The sequence below is a fragment of the Arthrobacter sp. 05L45_2 genome (assembly GCF_056397525.1).
In genome coordinates this window covers 1-24,266 of the sequence record NZ_JBFTNO010000023.1, presented here as the reverse complement: position 1 = coordinate 24,266, position 24,266 = coordinate 1, and the positions used below count along the sequence as shown (strand labels likewise).

Genomic DNA, 24,266 nt, shown 5'->3' with positions numbered 1-24,266 from the left:
CACGCCGGGCGGGTCGAACTCGCTGACCCCCGCCGTCGTCGCCCATCTCCCGGCACCGCTCAAGGAGGCCATCATTTCCTCCTACAACGACGCCCTGACCCCGATCTTCATCTGGATGGTTCCGCTCGCCCTCGCCGCGGCCGTGCTGATGTGCTTCATCAAGGAGAAGCCGCTGGCCACCGCCGTCGAACACGACGTACTCGCCGAATCGATTGCCGAAGGCAGCATCCTGATCACCGCGGACGACGCCGACCCGTCGCCGGCCGCCGTGCCCGCCGGTGGCGCCCGGGGATAGTTCCAGGGGAAGCCCGGCCACGTCGCAGGAACAACATGTTCCGGAAACGCTCCCGAAACCTCGTTCGGGCATGCTGGGTCCAACGGGGCCCCGACGGCGGGGCCCGCTGGGGAGGGAACAGGATATGGACGTGAGCGAGACGCCGATCCGAACATGCGCGGAGCTGGCCGCCGGGGACGAGATCGAGGCGTGGCACAACGGCAAGCTGTTCCACCGGGGACGCGTCACCCAGACCATCCCGCTGATGGAGCTCTTCTGGATCCTGGATGCCCGGACCGGCGCCCGGAAGCTGCTGGACCTGGAGGCACTGGACATTCTCCGGTGCCCGTCCGGTGCGCTGCCCGGTAAATACACGACTACCGGCTCGACGGCGGGACTGCCGCAGACGGGCTAAGTCCGGGCCCGGGAGGCCCCGGACTTAGCCCGGGCGGCTTAGACGGCGCAGCCGTCCGGGCCGCAGGCTCCATTGTCAGCATCGGCGGCGCCGGCGTCGACCATAACCAGCGGGTGGCTTTCCTGCCACGCCTGGTCGAGGGCCGCGCTGAAGGTTTCGGCGGGCTGGGCGCCGGAGAGCCCGAACTTGCGGTCGATGACGAAGAACGGCACGCCGCTGACGCCCAGGGCGCGGGCCTCGGCGATGTCCTCCCGGACGTCGTCGGCGTACGTGTCGGACGTGAACAGTTCCTCGAGGTCCCCGGCGTCGATCCCCAGGTCGGTCCCGAGTGAGGTGAGGTACTCGCGGCTGCCGATGTCGCGGCCGTGTTCGAAGTGGTCGCTGAGCAGGCGCTCCTTGGCGGCGTCCTGCTTTCCGTGGGCGGCAGCGAGGTGGATCAGCCGGTGGGCGGCGAAACTGTTGGCCACCACCACGGTGTCGAAACGGTAGTTGAGGCCCTCGGCCCTGGCCTGGGCCGCCACGYGGTCGAACATCCCCGCGACCTGGTCCGGAGCCATCCCCTTGCGGGTGCTCAGGTAATCGAGCTCGGTGCCGTCGTAGTGTTCCGGGAGGGACGGATCCAGCTGGAAACTGCGCCACTGCACCTCCACGGCGTCGCGGTGCGGGAACGCCGCGAGGGCGGTTTCAAAACGGCGCTTACCGATGTAGCACCAGGGGCAGGCCACATCGGACCAGATCTCAATCTTCATGCTGGTGACAACCGCGCCGGCGCCGCGCCCATTCCCGGCTGCCCGGGAAGCCGCGCATCAGGGGGACGAAACAGGCGGCCGTTCCATCACGAAGTCATGCTCCACGGTGGTCCCCAGCCTGAAGGACTTGGTGCCGACCTTCCGGAAGCCGGACTTCTCGTAGAACCTGATGGCGCGGGCGTTCTGGCTGTTCACCCCCAGCCAGAGTCCGCGGCCGTCCGGCACCGCGGCGATGCTGGCCAGCATCAGCTCCGCGGCGGCGCCCAGGCCGTGGTGGTCCGGGTGGACGTAGCACTTGCTTAGCTCTACGGCGGAACCGGTGCTGAGGGCGGCCGCTACATCGGCGTCCCGGGTGGGGCGGTCGATCAGCAGGCTGTACCCGCGGAGCTCCCCGTCCTCGTCGAGGACCAGCACCGTGACATCCGGGTCGCCGAGCCGCGGAAGCTGGTTTCGCTCAGCGTGTTGGCCAGGTGCGCGGCGATGTCTTCGGGCCGGGATTCGGGCGGGCAGGCGAGCGGGAAGGTGACGGCGGCCAGCTCGGCCAGCCGGCCGGCGTCGTCGGCGGTGGCTTGCCGGATAAGGTGCGTCATGCCCAAAACCCTAGTCCTGCCCGCCTCCGGGATGCCGTTCGTGAAGCGCAGTCCGTCATGTTCGGGACGGGTAGGCGACATACGCGAAGTGTGCCGAATCGGGCGCCCAGCTGTTGACGTTGAGGGTTCCCTGCCCGCCGAAAAGGGGCCACGTGTGCAGCGGCGCTGTCCAGTCCGCCACCGCCACCGCGACCACATCGACGGGAAGATTTTCGGGGTGGCCGAGGGTGCCGGGCGGGAACCGCACGTAGCTGGCCAGCAGGCCGTCCGGGGAATGGTGCGGGAACCAGTCGACGCTGGGACTTGGCAGCAGGTGCTCGAGCGCCGACCCGTCGGGGCGTACCCGGTCAAGCTGGGCGTGACCGGGCCGGTCCGTGAGGGCCTCCGTGTTCAGGTAGATCCACTCGCCGTCCGGCGAATACTCCGGACCGTCGCAGTGTCCCGGGCCAGTGGGCACAGCGGTGGCGGGCCCGCCCGCCGCCGGCATGGTCATCAGCCGCCCGGGCCGGGAAAAGTCTCCGGCCTCCACCGCCACGAAAGCCAGCTCGGATCCGTCGGGGCTCACGCCGTGCAGGTAATGCGCGAACCCGTCCTCGGCGGATAGTCGCACGGCGTCCCCGCCACGGATGCCGACCCGGTACAGGTGGCCGTCCTCGGCGGAGAGGTAGAGGTGGCCGCCGTCCGGGGCGAGCACGTGGTCGTTGTTGACGGGCGGGACCCCCGTGACCGGGATGGCCTCGAGCGAGCGGACGGACAGCTCCAGCCGCCACAGCCTGCCGGCGCCGTTGAGGATGAGCGCCGAGCCGTCCGGAGTCCAGTTGGGGGCCTCCAGCAGCAGGCCGTCACTGGTAAAGACGAGCTCGCTGCCACCGGTGAGGGCGGAGGCGATCCAGACCTCGCAGCGTTGGCCCGGGACCAGCTCGCGGGGCACGGCCGTGCCCGGGCTACTGCTTGAAGGCGGCGTCGAAGGAGGTGCTCGACGCCGGGAAGTCGAACCTCTTGAGTGCGGCGAGAGCCTCCGGTGCGCCATGCAGGCGGTCCATGCCGGCGTCCTCCCACTCGATCGAGATGGGGCCGGTGTAGCCGATCGCGGCCAGGGCGCGGAACGAGGATTCCCAGGGCACGTCGCCCCGGCCCGCGGAGACGAAATCCCAGCCGCGGCGGGGGTCGCCCCAGGGCAGGTGCGAGCCCAGGACGGTGTTCCGGCCGGTGGGGCGCAGCTTCGTGTCCTTGCAGTCCACGTGGTAGATCCGGTCCTTGAAATCCCAGATGAAGGAGACGGGGTCGATGCCCTGCCACATAAAGTGCGAGGGATCCCAGTTGAGGCCAAATGCTTCGCGGTGTCCGATGGCCTCGAGGGTGCGGACGGTGGTCCAGTAGTCATAGGCGATTTCGCTGGGGTGCACCTCGTGGGCGAAGCGGACCCCGCAGTCGTCGAAGACGTCCAGGATGGGGTTCCACCGGTCGGCGAAGTCCTGGTAGCCGGCGTCGATCATCTTCTCCGGGACCGGCGGGAACATCGCGACATATTGCCAGATGGAGGAGCCGGTGAAACCCACCACGGTGTCCACGCCGAGCGCTTTGGCGAGCCGGGCGGTGTGTTTCATCTCCTCGGCGGCGCGCTGCCTGACGCCCTCGGGGTCACCGTCGCCCCACACTTTGGCCCCCACGATGGCCTCGTGCCGGAAATCGATCGGGTCATCGCAGACCGCCTGGCCCTTGAGATGGTTGGAGATGGCCCAGACTTTGAGGTTGTACTTCTCCAGGACCGCGAGTTTGGAGTCCACATAGCCCGGTTCGTCCCAGCGCCAGGCGTCCAGGTGGTCCCCGGAGACGGCGATTTCCAAACCGTCGTAGCCCCAGCCGGAGGCCAGACGGGCGACTTCCTCGAACGGAAGGTCGGCCCACTGGCCGGTGAACAGGGTGTACGGGCGGGGCATATCAGGCTCCTTCGGGGGCGGCGGCGGGCGTAGTGGTGACGGCGGGCGGGGTGGTGAGTTGGATGGTGGAGCTTTTGGCGGCTGCGCTTTCCTCGACGGCGGCCAGGACGCGCTGGACGCTGAGTCCGTCCTCGAACGACGGCGACGGCGGGGTGCCGCCGTCGACGGCCACGAGGAAGTCGCGGATTTCGTTGGTGAAGGAGTGTTCCCAGCCGATCGTGTGTCCCTGCGGCCACCATGCCCTAATGTAGGGGTGCTCGGGCTCGCTGACCAGGATGCGGCGGAAACCCTGCTCCCGGACGGGAAGGGTTGCGTCCAGGAATCCGAGCTCGTTCAGGGCTTCCAGGTCGAACAGGATGGAGCCTTTACTGCCGTAAATCTCCAGCTTGAGGGCGTTCTTTTGGCCCGAGGCCACCCGGGAGACCTCCACCGAGGCGATGGCCCCGGAGGCCAGGGCCAGGGTGGCCCAGGCTGCGTCGTCGACGGTGACTTCCTCCGGGCCGTCCGGGCCCGGCCGGGAGGTGGTGAAGGTGTGCAGCCGGCCAGAGACCTCGGTGACCTGGTCGCCCAGCAGGAACAGGACCTGGTCGATGGCGTGGGAGGCGATGTCCCCGAGGGCGCCCGACCCGGCGGTCTCCTTGTTCAGCCGCCACGTCATGGGCGACTCCGGGTCCACCAGCCAGTCCTGAAGGTAGGCTGCCCGGACGTGCCGGACGGTACCGAGGCGGCCCTCGGCGATCAGCTCGCGGGCGACGGCCAGCGCCGGGACCCGGCGGTAGTTGAAGCCGATCATGGACTGCACCCCGCGGCCGCGGGCGCTCCGGGCCGCCTCCGCCATCGCTTCGGCCTCGGCGAGGGTGTTGGCCAGCGGTTTCTCCACCAGGACGTGCTTGCCGGCCGCCAGCGCTGCGATCGCGATTTCGGCGTGCATCCAGCCCGGAGCGCAGATGTCCACGATCTGGATGTCGTCCCGCGCGATCACCTCGCGCCAGTCCGTGGCGGACTCGGCCCACCCGTACTGGGCGGCCGCGGCAGCCACCCCGGCCGGGTCCCGGCCCACCAGGACCCGGCGTTCGAAGGCCGGCACGTCGAAGTAGCTGGCAACATTCCGCCAGGCGTTCGAATGTGCTTTCCCCATAAAGGCGTAGCCGATCATCGCCACCCCGAGGGGTGTGGGGTGGCCCGGGTCCTCGGCCCCGTGGCCGGCCGGGTTTTCCTGGAAGGTCATAGCGTGTCCTAGAGGGTGGAGGCGGTGGGGTCCCAGTCCTCGGGGAGGGCTGCGGAGACGGGGGCGGTGCTGTCCACGTCGACGAAGGCCCCGGAGCCGATCGACTCGGAGATCGAGACCATCGTGTCCAGGACGTGGTAGGCGAGGTCTCCGGTGGCGCGGTGCGGGACCCCGGCGCGGATCGAGCGGGCCATGTCCAGCACGCCCATGCCGCGGCCGTTGGCGGGGCCAGTGGCGGGCACAACGGTCCAGTCCTCATCCCCGGCGCGCCAGAGCCGCACATCGCCGTCGAAGTAGTTCGGGTCCGGCAGGGAGAGGGTGGCCTCGGTGCCGGTGATCTCCACGAAGCCCATGCGCTGCCGCGGGGACTCGAAGGAAAAGACGCTGTGCGAGGAGGCTCCGCTTTCGAACTGGGCCATGGCCGACACGTGGGTGGGAACCTCGACCGTGAACTCTTCCCCGGCTTTGGCCCCGGATCCGATCACCCGGACGTCCTTGGCTTTGGAGCCAATCGCCGCAACCCGCCGGACAGAGCCGAACGTCTGAACCAGCGCGGTGAGGTAGTAGGGGCCCATGTCGAACAGGGGACCTGCGCCGTGCTGGAACAGGAAGGCCGGATTCGGGTGCCAGGATTCGGGACCGGGGGTCTGGAAGGTGGTCATGGCGGTCAGCGGGGTGCCGATGTCGCCCCGTTCGATGAGCCGGCGTGCGGTCTGCAGGCCGGCGCCGAGGAACGTGTCCGGCGCGGTGCCGAGACGGAGGCCGGCGGCGTCGGCCGCCTTCAGCAGCCCGAGCCCGGATTCGCGGTCCAGCGAGAACGGCTTCTCCGTCCAGACATGCTTGCCGGCGTTGACCGCGGCAGTGGCGACCTCCACGTGGGCGGCGGGGATGGTCAGGTTCACGATGATCTCGACGTCGGGATGGTTCAGGGCCGCATCGACGCCGCCGGACTGGGCAATGCCGTATTCCTGGGCGCGGGCGGCGGCAGCGTCCTCGAAGAGGTCCGCAATGACGTGGACCTTGAGGTCGGGGAAGACCGTCAGGTTGTCCAGATACTGCTTGCTGATGTTGCCGGCGCCGATGACGGCGACGCCGACCGGTCCGCGGCCGGTCCCGGACGCCGCGCTCATGCGTTCACGCCCTGCGCGCTCGCCGAGCCGGCCTTGAGGTAGGCCAGGGACTGGGCTATTCCGTCGAAGATGTCCCCCGAGTAGTCGTCGAATTCGACGACGCCGACCTCCAGTGACTGCGCGGCGCCGATGACGTCCCAGACGGCGATCTTGCCCTGGCCGGCCGGCAGCTGAGCCTTGGTGTCCGTGGTCAGCGGGCCGTCCTTGATGTGGATGAACTTGACCCGGTCGCCGAGCCGTTCGAGCAGCCCGGCGGGGTCCTGGCCGCCGACGGCCGCCCAGTAGGTGTCCACTTCCAGGACAACCTCGGGATCCAGCAGCCCGGCGAAGTATTCAAGTGCGGTCTGGCCCTCCACGCTGGATTCAAGTTCCCAGGCGTGGTTGTGGTAGCCCACCCGGATGCCGTACTTGGCGCCTTTTTTGGCCGCGGCGTTGAGCTTGGCTGCGGTGGACTGGATGTCCCCGGCGGTCTGCCAGTGCTCGGCGGGCAGGTACGGGTCGATGACGGTGGCGATGCCCAGGTCCTTGGCGGCGGTGAAGATCTGGTCCTGGTCCTGGCTCAGCAGCGGCGCGTGGCCGGTCGGGGCCGTCAGGCCGTTCTCGGCCAGGGCGGCGCCGAGTTCGGCCGCCGTGGCCACGAAGTTGTAGGGCTCGACCTGGGTGAAGCCGACCYCCTTGACCTTCCTGATGGTGCCGGGCAGGTCCTCGGCGACGGCGTTGCGGAGCGTGTACAGCTGGAGGGAGTACGACATGGGATTCCTTTGCGGGGTGGTGGGTGGTCTGGAGGGGCGGCTAGCGGCCTGCGAGGGAACCGCCAATGCCGCCCACACTGAAGTATTTGTTCAGGGTGGCGAAGACGATGATCGGCGGGAGCATCATGATCACGGCCAGCGCCATCACGGAGGTCCAGTCGGTGGCATTCTGCTGGAAGAACGACTGCACGCCCATGGGCAGGGTGAAGATCTCATTGGACCGCAGGAACACGATGGCCACAAGGTAGTCGTTCCAGGCCAGCAGGAAGGCGAAGATCGCGGTGGACAGGACGCCGGGCAGGCTGTTGCGGAGCACCACCTTGGTGAACGACCCGAAGACCGAGCAGCCGTCGATCCAGGAGGCTTCTTCGAGGCTGACGGGGATCGAGTCGAAGTAGGCCGCCATCATCCAGGTGGCCACGGTCATGGTGGACCCGACGTAGATGATGGTGATGCCCAGCAGGTTGTCCACCAGCCCCATCCCGGCGAAGAGGATGAAGAGCGGCACCACGGAGGTGATGATCGGCAGGGACTGCATCACGAACAACAGGAGTGAGTAGCCGGAGACGGCCCTGCTCCGGCCACGGGAGAGGACGTAGCCGGCGGGTGCTGCCACGGCCACGGAGACCACCACGGTGGACAGGGTGGTGATCAGGCTGTTCTGCAGCCAGGTTGCGGCCAGTGTTCCGGAGAAAACATTCGCGATGTTCTCGAAGGTGGGACCGGTGGCGGTGCTGTGCGCTCCCGGGGTGAAGGCCAGGATCACGGTGACCATGATGGGGACCAGCACTATGGCCGTGATGATCAGGATCAGGACGAAGCGCCACCACCGGCCGCGCTGCCCCGCCTCGGAGAGGGCCTCGCGTGGTTTGCCTGCTTCGCTGGACCCGCTGATGGCGCCGGTCTGGGGATGGGCGTGGAGAACTGCGCTCATTATTCGACGCTCGACTTTCGGATCTGGCGGTACAGGAGGACGGAGATGACCACCAGGGTCATGGTCATCAGGAAGGCGATGGCCACACCGGGTCCGGTAGCGAAGTCCTGGAAGACGGTGCGGTAGGCCAGGACCACCAGCGACGTGGTGGCGCTAACCGGTCCGCYGCCGGTCAGCAGGTAGATCGTGGGGAAATCGTTGACACAGAAGATCGTCATGAGGATCCATGAGATGTACGTGGAGCGGGCGATCAGCGGCAGCGTGATCTGGGTGAACTGCTGCCACCGCGAGGCGCCGTCCATGCTGGCGGCCTCGTAGACGGTCGTATCGACGGAGGCCAGCGCCGCGGAGGTCATCATCATCATGAACGGGAAGCTGACCCAGACCTTGAAGACCATCACCGTCCCGGCAGCGAGCGTGGGATCCGCCAGGAATAACGGGGTGCCCATGCCAAGGTTGCGGAACATGCTCGGAAGCAGGCTGTCCGGGGTGGCGACGAGCCAGTTCCAGGCTGTGGAGGAGACCACGATCGGCACCACCCACGGCAGCAGCAGCAGGACCTTGAAAGTACCGCCGGCCGGGATCCTGGTGCGCAGGAGCAGGGCCAGGCCCAGTCCCACCAGCCACGACCCGAACACTCCGACGATGGTGAACCACAGGGTGAACTGTGCGGCTTTCCAGAAGGCGGGCGAGGACAGCACGGTGGCGAAGTTGTCCGTGCCGACGAAGTTTCCGGCCTGGAGCAGGTCCCCGTCGTGGGTGGCCTGGATGGCCGCGTAGATCAGCGGATAGCCGTGGATCAGGACCAGCAGGACCACCGAGGGGATCAGCAGCCAGAAGAAGGTCCGGGTGGTCTGCGCCGTGAGCTTGCTCTTGCGCTTTCCGGGCGAGGCTCCCGAGCCGCTGGGGGCGAGTCCCCGGCGGGCCCGGGCCAGGCCCGAGGTGGCGGTGGTGGTGGTTGTCATGGCCGGCGCCGCTACTTCTTGAGGACCGATTCGAGGCCGGACTGGAAGGTCTGCAGCGCGGTCTTGGCGTCCGACTTGCCGGTCAGGATGGTCTGGCTGAACTGGTTCAGGGCCTGGCCGCCGTCCAGGGCCGCGAGGTTGGCGTTGAGGGTGGAGCCCTGGGACGCGAAGGTCTTGGCGATGGGCTGCCAGTCCTTGACGATCTTGACGTTGTTGGGGTCATTGGCAAACTCGGGGATCTGCGTGATCGACTTGAAGACCGGCAGCGCGGACATCAGCTTCTGGCTCCAGAGTTGCTTCAGCTGGCCCAGGTAGTAGACGAGGAACGCTTCGGAGGCCTCCTGGGACGGAGTGTTCTTGTACATCATGATGTTGTTCGGGAACACGATGGTGGCCTTGTCCCCGTGCGGGCCGGTGATGGGGTCCGCCACCAGCAGGTCCCCGGAGGTATCGCCGACGCGCTGCGGCACGTTGACCTGGAACAGGCCGTAGCCGGCCTTGCCGTCCTTCCACTGGGCGGACATGTTGTCTGTGGTGTAGCTGACGGCCGCGGGATCGACGATGCCGTTGGAGACGAGTTCCAGGACGAATTCGATGGCCTCGACGTTGCGGTCGTTAAGGAGGTCCAGCTGGCCTTCCTTATTGAACACGCCGCCGCCGTTGTTCACCATCATCATGATCATCGAGTGGTTGCCGTAGTTGTTACCCGCACCGGCACCGGTGGTGAATCCAAACGCGCCGAGCTTCTTGAGGGCCTTTCCGGCCTCCAGCAGGGAGGGCCAGTCCGTGGGCAGTGCGACGTTGGCCTTCTCGAACAGCGACTTGCGGTACCAGAAGACGCGCATGTCCAGCTGCCAGGGGACGGCGACGTAGCCCTTGTCGGTCTTGAACGGATCCAGCACCCCGGGCAGGAAATCATCGAAGGTGCCGTTGCTCTTGAGGGTGCTGATGACCTTGTCGGCGTACGCGATCTGTCCCTGCTGCTCGAACTGGAAGGCCTGGAAGCCGCCGCCGGTGGAGACGGCCGGTCCGGTCTTGGACGCGATGGCCGAGGAGAAGGTTTGGTAGAAGTTGTTCCACTGGATGATCTGGTAGCTGGCCTTGCTGTTGGCCCCGGAGAAGCCCTCCGCGAGTTTCTTGGCGGCATCGTTGTAGGCGGGGGTTGCCCACGGCATGTCCCAGAACTTGATGGCGCCGCCGCCACCCGCGCCTTGGGAGGCGGAGCCGCCGCCGCAGGCTGCCAGGAGCGGTGCGCTGGCCGCTGCTGCGGCGAAGCCCAGGAAGCCCCGGCGGGAGAAGGCTGAGGAGGTTAGGGAGGACTTGTTCGTCACGATAATTTCCTTTCGTGACCGGGCCGCGGGGCCCGGTCTTCTCGACGGTGAGTTGATACGGAAGTTGGTGCTGGTGCTGGTGGTGCGGGGTGCTGCGGGCAGAACGGGTCAGCCGTGAAGGTCCCTGATGAGCGCCGCCACGGGGGCGAAGCGCTCCAGGTCATCCAGCCCGGCGCCGGTCTGAACTGCGGCGTGGAGCCGGATCCAGCTGCGGCGGTGGGCCGATTCGAAGCGGGTGGGAAGGGTCGCGGCACCGTCCGGGGTGACCACGCGGATCTCTGCGGGCCACGCGGCGGCCGCGTCCGGCAGGGTGACGTCGGTCCGGCCGGTCCGGGTGAGGACCGACACCGTGGCGGTGTGCGGCAGCGCCGACGTCGTGGTTCCTTGCAGCGCGGCCGGGGCGCCGTCCGGGAGCCGGGCCATCACCAGGTAGCCGCGGGAGTCCATCCGGACGACCCGGTGGGCGGACAGCTCCACGCCGCAGGCGGCCAGGGCGCACAAATGGCGGGTCAGCAGGTTCTCCGGTGCTGTTCCGGGGGCGGCGTATGCCACGGAGTCGCACAGCACGGCGTCGGCTACGGCCCCGGAAAGGGCGCCGACGGCGGCGGCGCCCGGACCGGCAAGCACCGGGTTCGACGCCCAGCCATGATCCAGGGCGACGGCGGCGCCCCTGTCGGCGGCGGCTGCGGCCAGCGCCGCGGGGTCTTCGGCGGCTGGTTCGACGACGACGACGCCGCGGGCTCCGCCGCGGACCGCGGCCGTGGCGCGGCTGGTCCACCCGGCGTCGCCGGAAACGGCAACGACGTCGGCCGGCCCGGCGGCGGGGCCGAAGGAGACGGGAAGGGAGGCGAGGGCGGCCGCCACGGTGTCCGCGACGCCGGGCTCCTGCCCGACGCTGAGCCGGGCGCTCATGCCCGCGCCTCCGCGTAGGCGGTGGCTGCGGGGGAGGCCATGCCGGCGGCCGCATCCGCGATGGCGAGCGCGAAGTCGAGATCATCGCGCAGGCTGCCCGGCTCGGGCGCCGGGGCGGTGCCGCGGGCGATGGCGGCAAGCCGGCGCCACTCGCCCTCGTAACCGTTGTGGCTGTAGGGGCCGAGCACGGTGGTCCCCGCCCGGGTGTGGATCCGGGCCGTTGCGGATCCGGCGTGGACGTAGGACGGGGTGAACGTGATGCTCAGGGCGGCGTCATCGCCGATGGCCTCGAAGGTCCAGTCCGGCTCCCAGGTCTGGTTCATGGCCGCCCGCAGTTCGATGACGGTGGTGCCGGCTTGCAGGGAGATGACGTAGCCGAAGGGCGCCAGGGTCTCGGCATGGAGGACTTTGACGTCCGCGAAGTGAGGGCTGAAGCGCCGGACCAGGGGGAGATCGTGGATGGCGAGGCCCATAACCCCGCCGGAGAGCATCGCTTGCGCCGCCTCGAGCGCGGCCTCGGAGCCGGACGCCGGGCCGGCTTGCGCGGGAGCGGCCGGCGGGGGAGTGCGGCCCACCACCTCGGTTGCGAAGTCCTCGAAGCGGGGGTTGGGCGGCAGGACGATGGAGGACCGGATGGTGTGTACCTGTTCCGGGAGCGAACCCCAGGCTGCTTCCGCTGCCAGCCAGGCCGGATCGAAGGTGTGCATGGCGCCAACGATCACCGGAACTCCGGTTTCGGCCGACACCGCGAGAATCGCCGCCGCCTCTTGCCCGCTCATGGCGAAGGGCTTTTCGCAGAGGACGGCCTTCTTGCCGGCCCGGCAGGCGTCGATGACCTGCTGGGCGTGAAACTGGTGCGGGCTGCAGACGGCGACGACGTCCACGGCAGGATCGGCGAGGAGCTCCGCAGTGCTGGTGCTGAAGCGGGCGCCGACCCGGGCTGCGACGGATTCGGCCACTGCGGGATCGACGTCCATCACATGCCGGACGGCGAGGATGTCCTCCAGCCGCGCCAAGGACGGCAGATGAATGGCCTGGGTCACGGGCCCGGCCCCGATGATCCCGACGCCCAGCAGCTCTGTTGCCGCCTGTGCTTGGCTCGCCACGTTCATAACCCCTTTGTCATCCCAGGCCCGGCTGCGGCATCCCGCCGCAGCTCCGGTGACCTGGCTCACACTCAAGCTAGAGGGACTTATGTCGAACGTCAAGCAAAAGTTGAAAACTTCGTTGCAATCTTATTTCGGTGTGACATGAAGAAGGCCTTCGTGCTATCACTTACTCATGAGTACGATTACCGGCACCGACTCCGCAGCCCCGGAGGCCGGCGGAAGCCTGTCCCGCGCCGGTGACCTTTTCCAGATCCTGCGCGACGGCAAGGCCAGGACCCGCGCCGAGCTGGCCCTCACCACGGGGCTGGCGCGGTCCACCATCGCCTCCCGGATCGAGGCACTGATGCTCTCCGGACTGGTCGGCCCCGCCGGGGAGGCCAGCTCCAGCGGCGGCAGGCCGCCGTCGCGCTTTGCCTTCAACCCTGCCGCCCGCTCCGTCCTTGCGGTCGACGTCGGCGCCACCCACGTGATCATTGCCGTGACGGACCTGAACGGGACGGTGCTGGCTGAACGCCGGCTCAAGCAGGACGTCGCAGACGGCCCCGCCGTAGTCCTCGACCGGGTCATCGACGAGGGCCTCAAGCTGCTCGGCCGGGCCGGCCGGAGCAAAAAAGACCTCGCCGGCGTCGGGATCGGCCTGCCCGGACCGGTCGAACACGCCACCGGTAAACCCGTGAAACCGCCGATCATGCCCGGCTGGGACGGGCACGACGTCGTCAGCCACGTCCAGCGCTCCCTGCCCGTCCCCGTCCTTGTCGATAACGACGTGAACATCATGGCGCTGGGCGAGCAAACGGCCCACTGGCCCGGCGATGAGAACTTCCTGTTCGTCAAGGTCGCCACCGGCATCGGCGCCGGCATCATCAGCAGCGGGGAGCTCCAGCGCGGAGCCAACGGAACGGCCGGGGACCTCGGCCACGTGCGTGTACCGCGGGGTGACCAGGTGCAATGCCGGTGCGGCAATTACGGCTGCCTCGAAGCGCTCGCCTCCGGCCCGGCGGTGGCCCGCGCGCTCGTGGAGCAAGGCCTTGAGGCGCACGACGGCGGCGACGTCCTGCGGCTGGTGGCCGCCGGCAACCTGCAGGCCACCCAGGCGCTGCGGCAGGYCGGACGGGACCTGGGCGACGTCCTCGCAACGGTCGTGAACCTGCTGAACCCGTCAGTGATCGTCCTGGGCGGCAGCCTCGGCCAGGCCGGGGAGCACCTTATGGCCGGCGTCCGCGAGGTGGTGTACCGGCGCTCGCTGCCCCTGGCCACCACGCACCTGCGCATCGGCCTTTCCGTCGCCGGCGACCGGGCAGCCATCCTGGGGGCCAGCCAGATGGTCACCCAGCATGTGCTCTCGCCCGCCGTTATCGAAGCGACCCTGCAGGCAACCGGCTGATCCGGCCGGTGGTTAACGGTGGTTACCGGGGCGTCGGCCGGGGGATCTGCGGGGGGCGTCACATACGGCGGCCGCGGCAGGGGCCCGGGCCGGCCGTGATAGCAATGGGACTGATGAAAACATATTTCTGCCGGGCCGCCGGGGCCGCGGGGCTAGCCCGGTGAGCGCCCTGGCGCGGATCCCGCGCGGCGGGCTCCTGATGATCGCGATCGGCCTGATCGCCCTGAACATGCGCGGCCCGTTTGTGGCGGTCGCCCCCGTGGTGGGCGACATGCAGCGGGACCTGGGGTTCTCGCCGGTCGAAATCGGTTTCCTGACCGGCATCCCGGTGCTCTGCTTCGCGCTCGCGGCGCCGCTGGCCTCGCTGACGGGCCGGAAGCTGGGCCCGGAGTTCGCCATCACCCTGACCTTGCTGGGTGTGCTGGCCGGCGTCATTGTGCGCTCCTCGGGCGGCGGGGCGCTCGTGATGCTCGGCACCGTGATCCTGGGCGTCGCCATCACCATCGGCAACATCRTGGTCCCGCTGATCATCCGGCGGGACTTCAGCCCGGCCAAACAGGGCGCGGCCATGGGCACCTACACGGCGACCCTGAACATTGGTTCCTTTGCCACGTCCATGATCACCGCACCGTTGGCGGAACTRCTGGGGTGGCGTCCTGCCATCGCGGCCTGCGCCGTGTTCGCGCTCGCGGCCGCGGCTGTGTGGATCCCGGCGGCAGGCGCCGACGCCTACCGGCCCCGCGCCGTCCCGGGCTCCGACCCGACCCGCGCGGCCCGGCCGCCGGCGTCGCGCTGGATCACCGTGGCCCTGACCGCTGGCTTCGCCGGCCAGGCCTTCTCCTACTACGGCGTCACCGCGTGGCTGCCCAGCCTGCTGGCCGACGAATTGGGCTTGGCGCCCTCGGCGGCCGGGGCCGGGTCCTCGCTGTTCCAGATCCTGGCAATCGCCGGCGGCCTGGGGGTCCCCCTGRCGGCGCGCTTCGCCAGCACGACGACGGTGGGGCTCACCCTGGGGGCGCTCTGGCTGACCGTGCCGCTGGGCCTCCTGCTGGCCCCCGGGCTCTGGTGGTTGTGGTCCTCCTTCGGCGGAGTGGCCCAGGGCGGCGGCATCACCTTGATCTTCATCGCCATCATCCGGCTGGCCCGGGACCAGGTCTCCGCGGGGCGGATGTCCGCCGTCGTCCAGGGCGCGGGCTACTGCGTCGGCGCCGTGGCGCCCACCCTGCTCGGTTACGTGCACGGCATCTCGGACTCGTGGACCGGGCCCCTGCTAATGATCCTGGGCTCGGTGACGCTGTTCATTGTTGGCTGCGCGCTCTCGCTGCGCCACGTCCCGAAGCCGCACTGACAGCCGCCCGCCGCTTCAGCACAACACCTGAGGCCCATGTTTCCTGGAAAACATGGGCCTCAGGTGTCCGTTCGACGCCGTTGTCGGGTGCTCGGGAAGGTATTCCGTTGCCGGGCCGCCGCCCCGGATCTCGGGGAGCCTGTTGCGAAGGGCGTGGCGGCCCGGCGGACGGAAGCCGGGGTCGGYGGACCCGGATACCGCGCGGCGGTCTCCGGGCCTGTCCGGGGTTAGACGGCTACGAGGTCCGCGCCGCTGATGGCGGTGGCGGCGCCGTCGCGGGCCTCGTGCAGGAAGCGGTCGTAAGCCGGCAGGGTCAGGAAGGCGGGGAACTCGTTGCCGAGCGTGACCTCCTCAAAGATGTCCCTGGCATCGGCGAAACGGTCGCCTTCGAAGCGTTCCAGCTTCACGAACTCCTCGTCCAGCATGTCCTCCACCCACTCGCGGGTAATGACATCGCCGGCGTCGGTGATGGCGCGGGAGAAGATCCACTGCCACAGCTGCGAACGGGAGATCTCCGCGGTGGCGGCGTCCTCCATCAGGTTGTGGATGGCGACCGCACCGTTGCCGCGCAGCCACGACTCGATGTAGCGGATGCCCACCTCGATGTTGTTCCGCACGCCCTGCTCGGTGATCGTTCCGGTGGTGGAGGCGATGTCGATCAGCGCACGGTCATCGGGGGTGACTTCCTCGCGGAGGCGGTCCAGCTGGTTCGGGCGGCCGCCGAGGACGCCGTCGAACACCTCACGGCACACCGGCACCAGGTCCGGGTGCGCCACCCAGGAGCCGTCGAAGCCGTCGGCCGCCTCACGGGTCTTGTCCGCACGCACCTTCTCGAACGCAATGGCGTTGGCTTCCTCGTCCTTGCGGTTGGGGACGGCCGCGGCCATCCCGCCGATCGCCATGGCGCCGCGCTTGTGGCAGGCCCGGACCAGCTGTTCGGTGTAGGCGCGCATAAACGGCTGCGTCATGGTGACCTGGCCGCGGTCCGGGAGGACGAACCGGGGTCCCCGGGTCCGGAAGTTCTTGATCAGCGAGAAGATGTAGTCCCAGCGGCCGGCGTTCAGGCCTGCGGCGTGCTCGCGCAGTTCGTAGAGGATCTCCTCCATCTCGAACGCCGCGGTGATGGTCTCGATGAGCACCGTGGCACGGATGGTGCCCTGCGGGATGCCCAGCAGGTCCTGAGCGAGGACGAAGATGTCGTTCCAGAGCCGGGCCTCGAGGTGGTTCTCGATCTTCGGCAGGTAGAAGTACGGGCCCTTGCCCTGGGCGATCAGGCGGCGGGCGTTGTGGAAGAAGTAGAGGCCGAAGTCCACGATGCCGCCGGCCACCGGGGTCCCGTCGATGAGCATGTGCTTCTCCGGCAAGTGCCAGCCGCGGGGACGGACAACAATGGTGGGCAGCTCCTCGGCGCCGCGCAGCTTGTACTCCTTGCCCTCGGGCGAGGTGAAGTCGATGCGGCGTTCCAGCGCGTCGGACAGGTTCAGCTGACCCTGGATGACGTTGCGCCACGACGGGGTGGAGGAGTCCTCCATGTCCGCGAGCCACACCTTGGCGCCGGAGTTCAGCGCGTTGATGGTCATCTTCTTATCCACCGGGCCGGTGATTTCCACGCGGCGGTCCGTCAGCCCGGGCGCCGGGGGAGCGACGCGCCACTGCGGGTCGTTGCGGATGGCCTCGGTCTCGGGCAGGAAATGCGGGTCCTGGCCCTTGCCGATCTGCTGGCGGCGTTCCTGCCGGGCCAGCAGCAGCTCCTGCCGGCGCTCCGCCGTCGCCTTGTGAAGCTTGGCAACAAAGGCCAGGGCGTCCGGGGTCAGGACCTCGTTCTGCCGGCAGATGGGCTGCGCGGTCAACGTAACCCCGTTGATGGTGAAGTTGTCAGTGAAGCTGTTCATGGGAGTTGCTCCTTGAAAGTCCGCCGTTGCCCTATCACTTTTGGTCCCCAAAGGCGGCCGATGAGGACCAAAAGTGATAGGGCAACTGGCGGGAAAGGCTGTGGGCGGGGATTAGTGGAACTGGCCTTCTTCTGTGGATCCCACGAGGGCCAAGGTGGATGCGTTCGGGTTGAGCGCGGTGGCGATGTCGTCGAAGTAGCCGGTGCCGACTTCGCGCTGGTGCTTGGTGGCGGTGTAGCCGCGGGCTTCGGAGGCGAATTCCTTTTCCTGCAACTCAACATAGGCGCTCATGCCTTCCCGGGCGTAACTGTGGGCGAGGTCGAACATTGAGTAGTTCAGGGCGTGGAAGCCGGCCAGGGTGATGAACTGGAACGTGAAGCCCATGGCGCCGAGTTCGCGCTGGAACTTCGCGATGGTCGCGTCGTCGAGGTGCTTGCGCCAGTTGAACGACGGCGAGCAGTTGTAGGAGAGCATCTGGTCCGGGAACTCGGCCTTGACCGATTCGGCAAACTTCCGGGCCAGTTCCAGGTCCGGGGTCCCGGTTTCCATCCAGATGAGGTCCGAATACGGGGCGTAGGCCTTGGCCCGGGCGATGCAGGGTTCAATCCCGTTGCGGACCTTGTAGAAGCCCTCAGGGGTGCGTTCACCCGTGATGAATTCCTGGTCGCGCTCGTCGACATCGGAGGTAATCAGGGTGGCTGCCTCGGCGTCGGTGCGGGCGATGATGACCGACGGGGTGCCGGCGACGTCGGCCGCCAGCCGGGCGGCATTCAGCGTCCGGATGTGCTGCTGGGTGGGGATCAGGACCTTGCCGCCGAGGTGGCCGCACTTCTTTTCCGAGGCGAGCTGGTCCTCCCAGTGCACGCCCGAGGCGCCGGCCTGGATCATGGACTTCATCAGCTCGTAGGCGTTCAGCGGGCCGCCGAAGCCGGCCTCGGCGTCGGCAACGATCGGCACCATCCAGTCCTCGACCGTCTGGATACCCTCAGAGAACTCGATCTGGTCCGCGCGGAGCAGGGCGTTGTTGATGCGGCGGACCACGGTGGGGACCGAGTTGGCCGGGTAGAGCGACTGGTCCGGGTAGGTGTGGCCGGAGTTGTTGGCGTCCGCGGCGACCTGCCAGCCGGAGAGGTAGATGGCGCGGAGGCCGGCCTTTACCTGCTGCACGGCCTGGTTTCCGGTCAGGGCGCCAAGGGCGTTGGTGTACCGGCCGTCCTTCTGCTCCTCGGTGAGCTGCTTCCACAGTTTCTCGGAGCCGCGGCGGGCCAAGGTGTGTTCCTCGGAGACACGGCCGCGGAGGCGGACGACGTCGGAGGCTGAGTAATCCCGGGTGACACCTTCCCAGCGCGGGTTGGCGGCCCACTCGAGCTCCAGGGCGGCGGCCTGCTCTTCGGGCGTCTGCTGGGTGGGCTCAAATGCTGCAGTCATCTTTGTCTCCTTGGTGGGTCCGGCCGGCAGGGCCGCGTCTCTGCGGGTTCCTGCCGGTTGATCCGGGCGGTGAATCTTTCCGTGAGATCTACTTTTCTGCACTTTCAAGGGGCTTTCTAGTGGGAAAGTCTGGAAAGAAACGCACTTCTTCCCGTATTCTCAAAAAATGCATCCCAGCAGCTGGAGCCGACAGGCCGTGCCCGCGTCCCACCCCGCCGATCCGGAGGTCGATGTCATCAGCATGGGCCGCCGCGTCCGGCACCTGCGCAAAGCGGCCGGGCTCACGCTCGATGACCTCAGCGCCGCCGTCGGGACCGCCCCGAGCCAGCTGAGCCTGATCGAAAACGGCAGGCGTGAACCCAAGCTGGGCCTGCTTCAGCAGCTCGCGGCCGCCTTGGGGGTCACCATCGACGAGCTGCTGGGCGCGGAGCCGCCGAACCGACGGGCGGCCCTTGAGATCGAGCTGGAACGCTACCAGCGCAGCCCGCTGTACGAGTCCTTGAACCTGCCGAAAATCCGCATCAGCTCGCGGCTCCCCATGGATGTGCTGGAGTCCATGGTGGGGCTGCAGCATGAGCTGGAGCGCCGGCTGAATGAGCAGGTGGCCACCCCGGAGGAGGCCCGCCGGGCCAACGGGGAGCTGCGGGCCATGATGCGGGAACGGAATAACTACTTCCCGGAGTACGAGGCGGAGGCGCAGAAGGTCCTGGCATCCGTGGGCCACACCAGCGGGCCGCTGTCCCATCACGTCATCGCGGACATCGCCGGCCACCTCGGGTTCAGCCTGCACCACGTCGGCGACCTGCCGCACTCCACCCGCTCTGTGACGGACCTGAAGAACCGCCGGATTTACCTCACGCAGAACGCCCGGAGCGACCACGACCCCCGTTCGGTGCTCCTTCAGGCCCTGGGCCACTACGTCCTGGGACACCAGACGCCCACCAACTATGGCGACTTCCTGATGCAGCGGGTGGCCACCAACTACTTTGCCGCGGCCCTCCTGCTCCCGGAACAAGCCACCGTGGAATTCCTGCAGCGCGCCAAGCAGGCCAAGGAAATCGCAGTGGAGGATCTTCGGGACGCGTTCGCCGTGTCCTACGAGACCGCGGCGCACCGGTTCACCAACCTCGCCACGCAGCACCTGGACCTGCGCACGCACTTCCAGAAGACGCACAAAAGCGGGATCATCTACAAGGCTTATGAGAACGACGGCGTAACGTTCCCGCAGGACCACACCGGCGCCATCGAGGGCCAGCCGTCGTGCCGGAACTGGACGTCGCGGGTGGTGTTCGACGTACCGGATAAGTTCAGCGCCTACAACCAGTACACGGACACCCCGGCCGGAACCTACTGGTGCACGGCCCGCACGGAACGGTCCGCGAACGGGGAGTTCTCCCTCTCCGTGGGGGTCCCCTACGCGCAGGTGAAGTGGTTCCGCGGCCGGGAAACCACCGAACGGTCCAAATCCACCTGCCCGGACGAGAGCTGCTGCAAACGCCCGCCGGCCGCGCTAGCCACCGAGTGGGCGGGAAACGCCTGGCCCTCGGCCCGCGCCCACTCGCACCTGCTCGCCGCGATGCCCCCGGGCGCCTTCCCCGGCGTGGATGAGACCGAGGTCTACTCCTTCCTGCAGGCCCACTCCGGGAACTGACACTGACCGGCGCCGGAGCTCCGGCGGTGCCTCCGGGGCACTCTCCGGGCGTGGCTGGAGCTGGGGCGACTATTGTGGCCAGTGTCAGCTCGTCGATCCATCCCGCGGGAGCGTGCACTCATGGCCAAGGAACTTGCCACCCAGCTTGTCGAACAACTCCAGGCTGCCGGCGTGCAGCGGATTTACGGGATTGTGGGCGACAGCCTCAACCCGATCGTGGACGCCGTCCGGAAAACCGGCGGCGCCGCGAAGGGCGGAATCGACTGGATCCACGTCCGGCACGAGGAAGCCGCCGCCTTCGCCGCCGCGGCCGAGGCACAGCTGACCGGAAAACTCGCGGTCTGCGCCGGCTCCTGCGGGCCCGGCAACCTGCACCTGATCAACGGCCTGTACGACGCGAACCGCTCCGGCGCCCCGGTGCTGGCCATCGCCTCGCACATCCCAAGCAAGCAGATCGGCAGCAGCTTCTTCCAGGAAACCCACCCGGACCGGCTCTTCAACGAGTGCTCGGTGTACTCCGAACTCATCAGCACGGCCGAACAGGCCCCGCGCGTGATGCACAGCGCCATCCAGCACGCCGTCGCCCTTCGCGGCGTCGCCGTCGTCACATTGCCGGGGGACATCGCCGGCCTGGAGGCAACCGCCGAAACCCCCGCCCCCGCTGCCTTCCGGCCCGCAGCCCTGGTGCCCGACCCGGCCAGCGTGCAGGAACTGGCGGATGCCATCAACGACGCCGGCAAGGTGGCCATCTTTGCCGGGGCCGGCGTCCAGGGCGCGCACGATGAGGTGATTGCGCTGGCCGAACTGGTGGCCGCGCCGATCGGGCACTCGCTGCGCGGCAAGGACTTTATGCAGTACGACAACCCGTACGACATCGGCATGACCGGCCTGCTGGGTTACGGCGCCGCGGCCGAGGGGATCGAGGACGCGGACCTGCTGATCCTGCTCGGCACCGACTTCCCGTACGACCAGTTCCTTCCCGGCACCCGGACGGCGCAGGTGGACCGGGCCGCGCAGAACCTTGGCCGGCGGACCGACGTCGACGTCGCGGTGCACGGCGACGTGCTGCCCACGCTCACCGCGCTGATGCCGTTGCTGAAGCCGAAGAAGAGCCGCCGCTTCCTCGACGCGATGCTCAAAAAGCACGACCGGCTGATGAACAAGGCCGTCGGGGCGTACACCCGCAAGGTCGAAAAGACCCAGCCGATCCACCCSGARTACGCGGCCTCGCTGCTGGACCAGGTGGCCGCCGAGGACGCGGTCTTCACCGCGGATACAGGCATGTGCAACGTGTGGACCGCCCGGTACATCAACCCGCTGGGGACCCGGCGGCTGATCGGCTCGTACCTGCACGGTTCCATGGCCAACGCGCTGCCGCACGCCATCGGCGCCCAGCTGGCCTACCCCGGACGGCAGGTGGTGTCGGTCTCCGGCGACGGCGGCCTGTCGATGCTGCTGGGGGAGCTGATCACGGTCGCGGCGCACCGGCTGCCGGTCAATGTGGTGGTCTTCAACAACTCCACGCTCGGGATGGTCAAGCTGGAGATGCTGGTGGACGGGCTGCCCGATTTCGGTGTGGACGTGCCCGACGCCAACTACGCCGAGGTGGCCCGCGCGCTGGGCTTCCACGCCGTCCGCGTCACCGACCCGGCCCGGATCGAGGCCGCCTACCGGGAGGCCTTCGCGCACCCCGGCCCGTCCCTCGTGGAGCTCATCACGGACCCGAAGGCACTCTCGATCCCGCCGAAGATCAAGGGCGCGCAGATCCTGGGCTTCGCCACGGCCATGTCCAAGGTGGTGCTGAACCGGGGTGCCGGCGAGGCCGTGAGCATGGCCCGCAGCAACCTGCGGAACATCCCGCGGCGGTAGGCGCCTAGTGCCGTTTCGACGGTTCCCTGCCGGTTCGATGCTGCGGAGCGTCGAGCGGGCAGGGAAGCGTCGAAACGCCCGGGGCGAGCGCGGGATTCGGCGCCAAATCGTGACCACGGTGGGGTCGCGTTGGCGCGATGCCGATGCTTGACTGACGGAAGGCGGATCCCCGTCGTTTTGCGCGGCTACGCGGGCCTTGGGGGCGCGATGAAACAGAAGATTCCTGCACGTATGCTTGCGGCCGTCACCGGCTTGGCGCTGGTCCTGACGGCGTGCGCGGCCTCGCCGCCCGCTCTGCTGAAGGCCGACGGCGTCGAACGCGTCGCGGCGAACCAGTCCGCCTACCCGGCCGAACTGGGCCAGCTGCGGGCGTCCGCGCGGAAACTGGGCGCCGCCCTGATCGCCAACGGCGGCGACGCCGGGAACGGCAACGTGGTGGGCTCGCCGGGCAGCCTATTGATTGCCCTCGCGATGCTCCGCGCCGGGGCGTCCGGGGCGACGGCGGCCGAGATGGACCGTGTCCTGGGCCTGCCCACGCAGAACCGGGACGAAGCCCTGAATGCGCTCCTCGCCTCCTTCGAGGCGTTCGACGGCGACCCCGGTTCCGTCGACGAAAAGAACCCTCCGCGCCGGCCGGTCCTGCACACCGCCAACGCCTTGTTCGTGGACAAGCGCGAGCCAACCGGTGAGGCCTATCTGCAGTCTTTGGCCCGGCACTACGGTACCGGCGTGTACCCGGTGGACTTCCAGGATGAGGCCGCCACCAGGCCGGCGATCGACGCCTGGGTGAACAAGAACACCGGCGGACGGATCAAAAAGGCGCCCGCGACGTATGACCGCAGGGACGCGTTCAGCGTTCTCGACGCGGTCTACTTCGCCGCGGCCTGGAAGGTCCCCTTCGACCCGTCCGAGACCGCCGATCGGCCGTTCACGACGGCGGATGGCGGTCAGGTCACCGTGCCCACACTGTCCGGCGTGCAGGATGTCCCGTCGGCCCGCGACCGGGGCTGGCAGGCCGCCGATCTTCCCTACGCGGACGGGTTTGTGCTGCGGCTGGTGTTGCCGGACGCCGGGACTCCCGGCACCGGATCGCAGTATCTGGCCGGCGCGGCTACGGCCCTGGATGCAGCAACCCCGTCGCCCACGCAGCTCTACTTGCCGCGATGGGATCAAAAGAGCAGTTTCGACCTCCGGCAGGTCTTCACTGACCTTGGCCTTCGGACCATGCTGCAGACCGAGACGGACTTCAACTCGATTCAACGCMGCCTCACAATCCAGGCGGCAGGACAGTCCGCCAGCATCACCGTGGCGGAGAAGGGCACAGTCGCCGCTGCTGCCACCCAGATCAACGCCCGGCCCGGGAGCGCCGGAGCCATGATCAATGAGATCCGCTTCGACCGGCCGTTCCTCTTCGAGATCATCCACGCCGAGACCGGGATTCCGCTCTTCACGGGCAGGGTGGCAAACCCCGGCGCCGCAGGTTCCTGAGCCCGCCGCGTTAGGCGGGGCCTTGCGCCCAGTTCGACGGTTCCCTGCCGGTTCGATGCTGCTGAGCGTCGAGTGGGCAGGGAACCGTCGAAACGGCCGGGGCGGGCGCGGGACCCCGGCCGGGTGGCTTAGGGCGTTTGGCCCCGGCGTTCCGCCGCCAGCAGCGCCGCCGCCCGCTCGATCAGCTCGTACGGAACCGGTTTCGCCAGGGGAAATCTCAGCGTCCCCTTCGCCGCGCGGTACGGTGCGATGGACTCGCGAAACGCCTGGTCGCCGTCGGGCACCGGGTAGACGGAGATGTGGTGCGTCCAGGCCGCGAAATATACGACGTATTTGCCCCCAAGCGTGAGGGCCGGGATGCCGTAGCTGATCGTCTCGCCCGAGTCCGGTACCGCGGCATGGCAGCGCCGCCGGATCTCCTGGAGCGCCTCCTGCACGTCAGCCGGAAACGACGCGATGTATTCCTCGACCGACTCGAAGTGCTGTGCCATTCCGGTTCCCTCCGGCGATCATTGCATCCAGTTAGCGCGGGCCGCCCTGCCACAGCGCGTCGAAGGGCGCGCCCGAGGCCACACGGTTCCGGATCCCCGCGGTGACGAAATCCTTGGCTGTTCGCGCGGCGTCCAGCGGCGTCGCGCCCTTGGCCAGCTCAGCGGTCACCGCGGCGGCCAGTGAGCAGCCGGCACCGGAGACGGCCACTTCGCCCACCTTCGGAGCGGAAAGGACCTCCAGGGTCTCGCCGTCGTAGAAGACGTCGACGGCGTCCGGCCCGGCCAGGCGCACGCCGCCCTTGGCCAGCACCGCCGCTCCGCTGAGTTCGTGGATACGGACAGCCGCCGCCTTCAGGGATTCGACGTCGGTGATCTCCAGCCCGGAG

The 24,266-nt window shown here is 68.5% G+C and carries 21 protein-coding genes and 2 pseudogenes; 7 read left to right on the top strand and 16 right to left on the bottom strand.

Annotated elements, in window-relative coordinates:
• Positions 1-295: pseudogene (locus tag AC1DHD_RS03505) on the top strand (MFS transporter); the annotation flags it as partial.
• Positions 296-425: 130 nt separating this feature from the next.
• Positions 426-689 (top strand): hypothetical protein, encoded by a 264-nt coding sequence (locus AC1DHD_RS03500; protein WP_476878360.1) that lies wholly within the window; start codon positions 426-428, stop codon positions 687-689.
• A 38-nt stretch (positions 690-727) separates the two neighbouring features.
• Here AC1DHD_RS03500 and AC1DHD_RS03495 read toward each other — a convergent pair whose 3' ends face one another.
• The 12 genes and pseudogenes from AC1DHD_RS03495 to AC1DHD_RS03440 all read right to left on the bottom strand — a co-directional run bounded on the left by AC1DHD_RS03495 (position 728) and on the right by AC1DHD_RS03440 (position 12,326).
• Positions 728-1,438: a DsbA family oxidoreductase gene (locus tag AC1DHD_RS03495; protein ID WP_476878359.1), complete on the bottom strand. Its 711-nt coding sequence runs from the start codon at positions 1,436-1,438 to the stop codon at positions 728-730.
• A gap of 57 nt (positions 1,439-1,495) precedes the next feature.
• A pseudogene (locus AC1DHD_RS03490) lies at positions 1,496-2,028 on the bottom strand (N-acetyltransferase family protein).
• Positions 2,029-2,083: 55 nt separating this feature from the next.
• Positions 2,084-2,959 (bottom strand): TolB family protein, encoded by an 876-nt coding sequence (locus AC1DHD_RS03485; RefSeq protein ID WP_476878358.1) that lies wholly within the window; start codon positions 2,957-2,959, stop codon positions 2,084-2,086.
• A 13-nt stretch (positions 2,960-2,972) separates the two neighbouring features.
• Positions 2,973-3,968 (bottom strand): sugar phosphate isomerase/epimerase family protein, encoded by a 996-nt coding sequence (locus tag AC1DHD_RS03480; protein ID WP_476878357.1) that lies wholly within the window; start codon positions 3,966-3,968, stop codon positions 2,973-2,975.
• 1 nt (position 3,969) lies between these two features.
• Positions 3,970-5,196 (bottom strand): Gfo/Idh/MocA family protein, encoded by a 1,227-nt coding sequence (locus tag AC1DHD_RS03475; RefSeq protein WP_476878356.1) that lies wholly within the window; start codon positions 5,194-5,196, stop codon positions 3,970-3,972.
• Between the two features lie 8 nt (positions 5,197-5,204).
• A complete protein-coding gene (locus AC1DHD_RS03470; RefSeq protein WP_476878355.1) occupies positions 5,205-6,326 on the bottom strand; it encodes a Gfo/Idh/MocA family protein in 1,122 nt (373 codons plus the stop codon).
• Positions 6,323-7,078 carry a sugar phosphate isomerase/epimerase family protein gene (locus AC1DHD_RS03465; protein WP_476878354.1) on the bottom strand — a complete coding sequence of 252 codons (756 nt, stop codon included), beginning with the start codon at positions 7,076-7,078 and terminating at the stop codon, positions 6,323-6,325. The genes AC1DHD_RS03470 and AC1DHD_RS03465 overlap by 4 nt, the downstream gene beginning before the upstream one ends.
• Before the next feature lie 40 nt (positions 7,079-7,118).
• A complete protein-coding gene (locus tag AC1DHD_RS03460) occupies positions 7,119-8,012 on the bottom strand; it encodes a carbohydrate ABC transporter permease (RefSeq protein WP_476878353.1) in 894 nt (297 codons plus the stop codon).
• A complete protein-coding gene (locus tag AC1DHD_RS03455) occupies positions 8,012-8,977 on the bottom strand; it encodes a carbohydrate ABC transporter permease (RefSeq protein WP_476878352.1) in 966 nt (321 codons plus the stop codon). Before AC1DHD_RS03455 ends, AC1DHD_RS03460 begins: the two co-directional genes overlap by 1 nt.
• An 11-nt stretch (positions 8,978-8,988) precedes the next feature.
• Positions 8,989-10,308 (bottom strand): ABC transporter substrate-binding protein, encoded by a 1,320-nt coding sequence (locus AC1DHD_RS03450; protein WP_476878351.1) that lies wholly within the window; start codon positions 10,306-10,308, stop codon positions 8,989-8,991.
• Between the two features lie 108 nt (positions 10,309-10,416).
• Entirely contained in the window at positions 10,417-11,220 is an 804-nt protein-coding gene (locus AC1DHD_RS03445; RefSeq protein ID WP_476878350.1) for a hypothetical protein, read from the bottom strand.
• The gene (locus AC1DHD_RS03440; RefSeq protein WP_476878349.1) at positions 11,217-12,326 is read right to left on the bottom strand and encodes a Gfo/Idh/MocA family protein; all 1,110 of its coding nucleotides are present in this window, start codon (positions 12,324-12,326) and stop codon (positions 11,217-11,219) included. The genes AC1DHD_RS03445 and AC1DHD_RS03440 overlap by 4 nt, the downstream gene beginning before the upstream one ends.
• A gap of 175 nt (positions 12,327-12,501) precedes the next feature.
• Between AC1DHD_RS03440 and AC1DHD_RS03435 the strand changes: the two genes are divergently transcribed.
• Together AC1DHD_RS03435 and AC1DHD_RS03430 are read left to right on the top strand one after the other, a co-directional pair.
• Positions 12,502-13,713 (top strand): ROK family protein, encoded by a 1,212-nt coding sequence (locus AC1DHD_RS03435; RefSeq protein WP_476878348.1) that lies wholly within the window; start codon positions 12,502-12,504, stop codon positions 13,711-13,713.
• Between the two features lie 199 nt (positions 13,714-13,912).
• Entirely contained in the window at positions 13,913-15,061 is a 1,149-nt protein-coding gene (locus tag AC1DHD_RS03430; RefSeq protein WP_476878361.1) for an MFS transporter, read from the top strand.
• 227 nt (positions 15,062-15,288) lie between these two features.
• On the opposite strand, the gene aceB is transcribed toward AC1DHD_RS03430, so the two are convergent.
• Together aceB and aceA are read right to left on the bottom strand one after the other, a co-directional pair.
• Positions 15,289-16,953, bottom strand: a complete 1,665-nt coding sequence (gene aceB, locus AC1DHD_RS03425) for a malate synthase A (protein WP_476878347.1) — start codon at positions 16,951-16,953, stop codon at positions 15,289-15,291.
• Positions 16,954-17,064: 111 nt separating this feature from the next.
• Positions 17,065-18,381 (bottom strand): isocitrate lyase, encoded by a 1,317-nt coding sequence (gene aceA / locus AC1DHD_RS03420; protein ID WP_476878346.1) that lies wholly within the window; start codon positions 18,379-18,381, stop codon positions 17,065-17,067.
• 166 nt (positions 18,382-18,547) lie between these two features.
• Between aceA and AC1DHD_RS03415 the strand changes: the two genes are divergently transcribed.
• The 3 genes from AC1DHD_RS03415 (at position 18,548) to AC1DHD_RS03405 (ending at position 23,389) form a co-directional block, all read left to right on the top strand.
• Entirely contained in the window at positions 18,548-20,032 is a 1,485-nt protein-coding gene (locus tag AC1DHD_RS03415; protein WP_476878345.1) for a helix-turn-helix domain-containing protein, read from the top strand.
• Between the two features lie 120 nt (positions 20,033-20,152).
• Positions 20,153-21,901: a pyruvate dehydrogenase gene (locus tag AC1DHD_RS03410; RefSeq protein ID WP_476878344.1), complete on the top strand. Its 1,749-nt coding sequence runs from the start codon at positions 20,153-20,155 to the stop codon at positions 21,899-21,901.
• Positions 21,902-22,108: 207 nt separating this feature from the next.
• Positions 22,109-23,389 carry a serpin family protein gene (locus AC1DHD_RS03405; protein ID WP_476878343.1) on the top strand — a complete coding sequence of 427 codons (1,281 nt, stop codon included), beginning with the start codon at positions 22,109-22,111 and terminating at the stop codon, positions 23,387-23,389.
• 128 nt (positions 23,390-23,517) lie between these two features.
• Here AC1DHD_RS03405 and AC1DHD_RS03400 read toward each other — a convergent pair whose 3' ends face one another.
• The gene (locus AC1DHD_RS03400) at positions 23,518-23,880 is read right to left on the bottom strand and encodes an iron chaperone (protein WP_476878342.1); all 363 of its coding nucleotides are present in this window, start codon (positions 23,878-23,880) and stop codon (positions 23,518-23,520) included.
• A gap of 31 nt (positions 23,881-23,911) precedes the next feature.
• On the bottom strand, positions 23,912-24,266 hold a 355-nt coding region (locus tag AC1DHD_RS03395; RefSeq protein ID WP_476878341.1), incomplete at its 5' end, for a bifunctional hydroxymethylpyrimidine kinase/phosphomethylpyrimidine kinase.

Bases quoted from the DNA above. Each gene is read 5' to 3' on its own strand.
- AC1DHD_RS03480 (WP_476878357.1), bottom strand. From the start codon at position 3,968: ATGCCCCGCCCGTACACCCTGTTCACCGGCCAGTGGGCCGACCTTCCG.
- AC1DHD_RS03475 (WP_476878356.1), bottom strand. From the start codon at position 5,196: ATGACCTTCCAGGAAAACCCGGCCGGCCACGGGGCCGAGGACCCGGGC.
- AC1DHD_RS03470 (WP_476878355.1), bottom strand. From the start codon at position 6,326: ATGAGCGCGGCGTCCGGGACCGGCCGCGGACCGGTCGGCGTCGCCGTC.
- AC1DHD_RS03460 (WP_476878353.1), bottom strand. From the start codon at position 8,012: ATGAGCGCAGTTCTCCACGCCCATCCCCAGACCGGCGCCATCAGCGGG.
- AC1DHD_RS03445 (WP_476878350.1), bottom strand. From the start codon at position 11,220: ATGAGCGCCCGGCTCAGCGTCGGGCAGGAGCCCGGCGTCGCGGACACC.
- aceB (WP_476878347.1), bottom strand. From the start codon at position 16,953: ATGAACAGCTTCACTGACAACTTCACCATCAACGGGGTTACGTTGACC.
- aceA (WP_476878346.1), bottom strand. From the start codon at position 18,381: ATGACTGCAGCATTTGAGCCCACCCAGCAGACGCCCGAAGAGCAGGCC.
- AC1DHD_RS03415 (WP_476878345.1), top strand. From the start codon at position 18,548: ATGCATCCCAGCAGCTGGAGCCGACAGGCCGTGCCCGCGTCCCACCCC.
- AC1DHD_RS03400 (WP_476878342.1), bottom strand. From the start codon at position 23,880: ATGGCACAGCACTTCGAGTCGGTCGAGGAATACATCGCGTCGTTTCCG.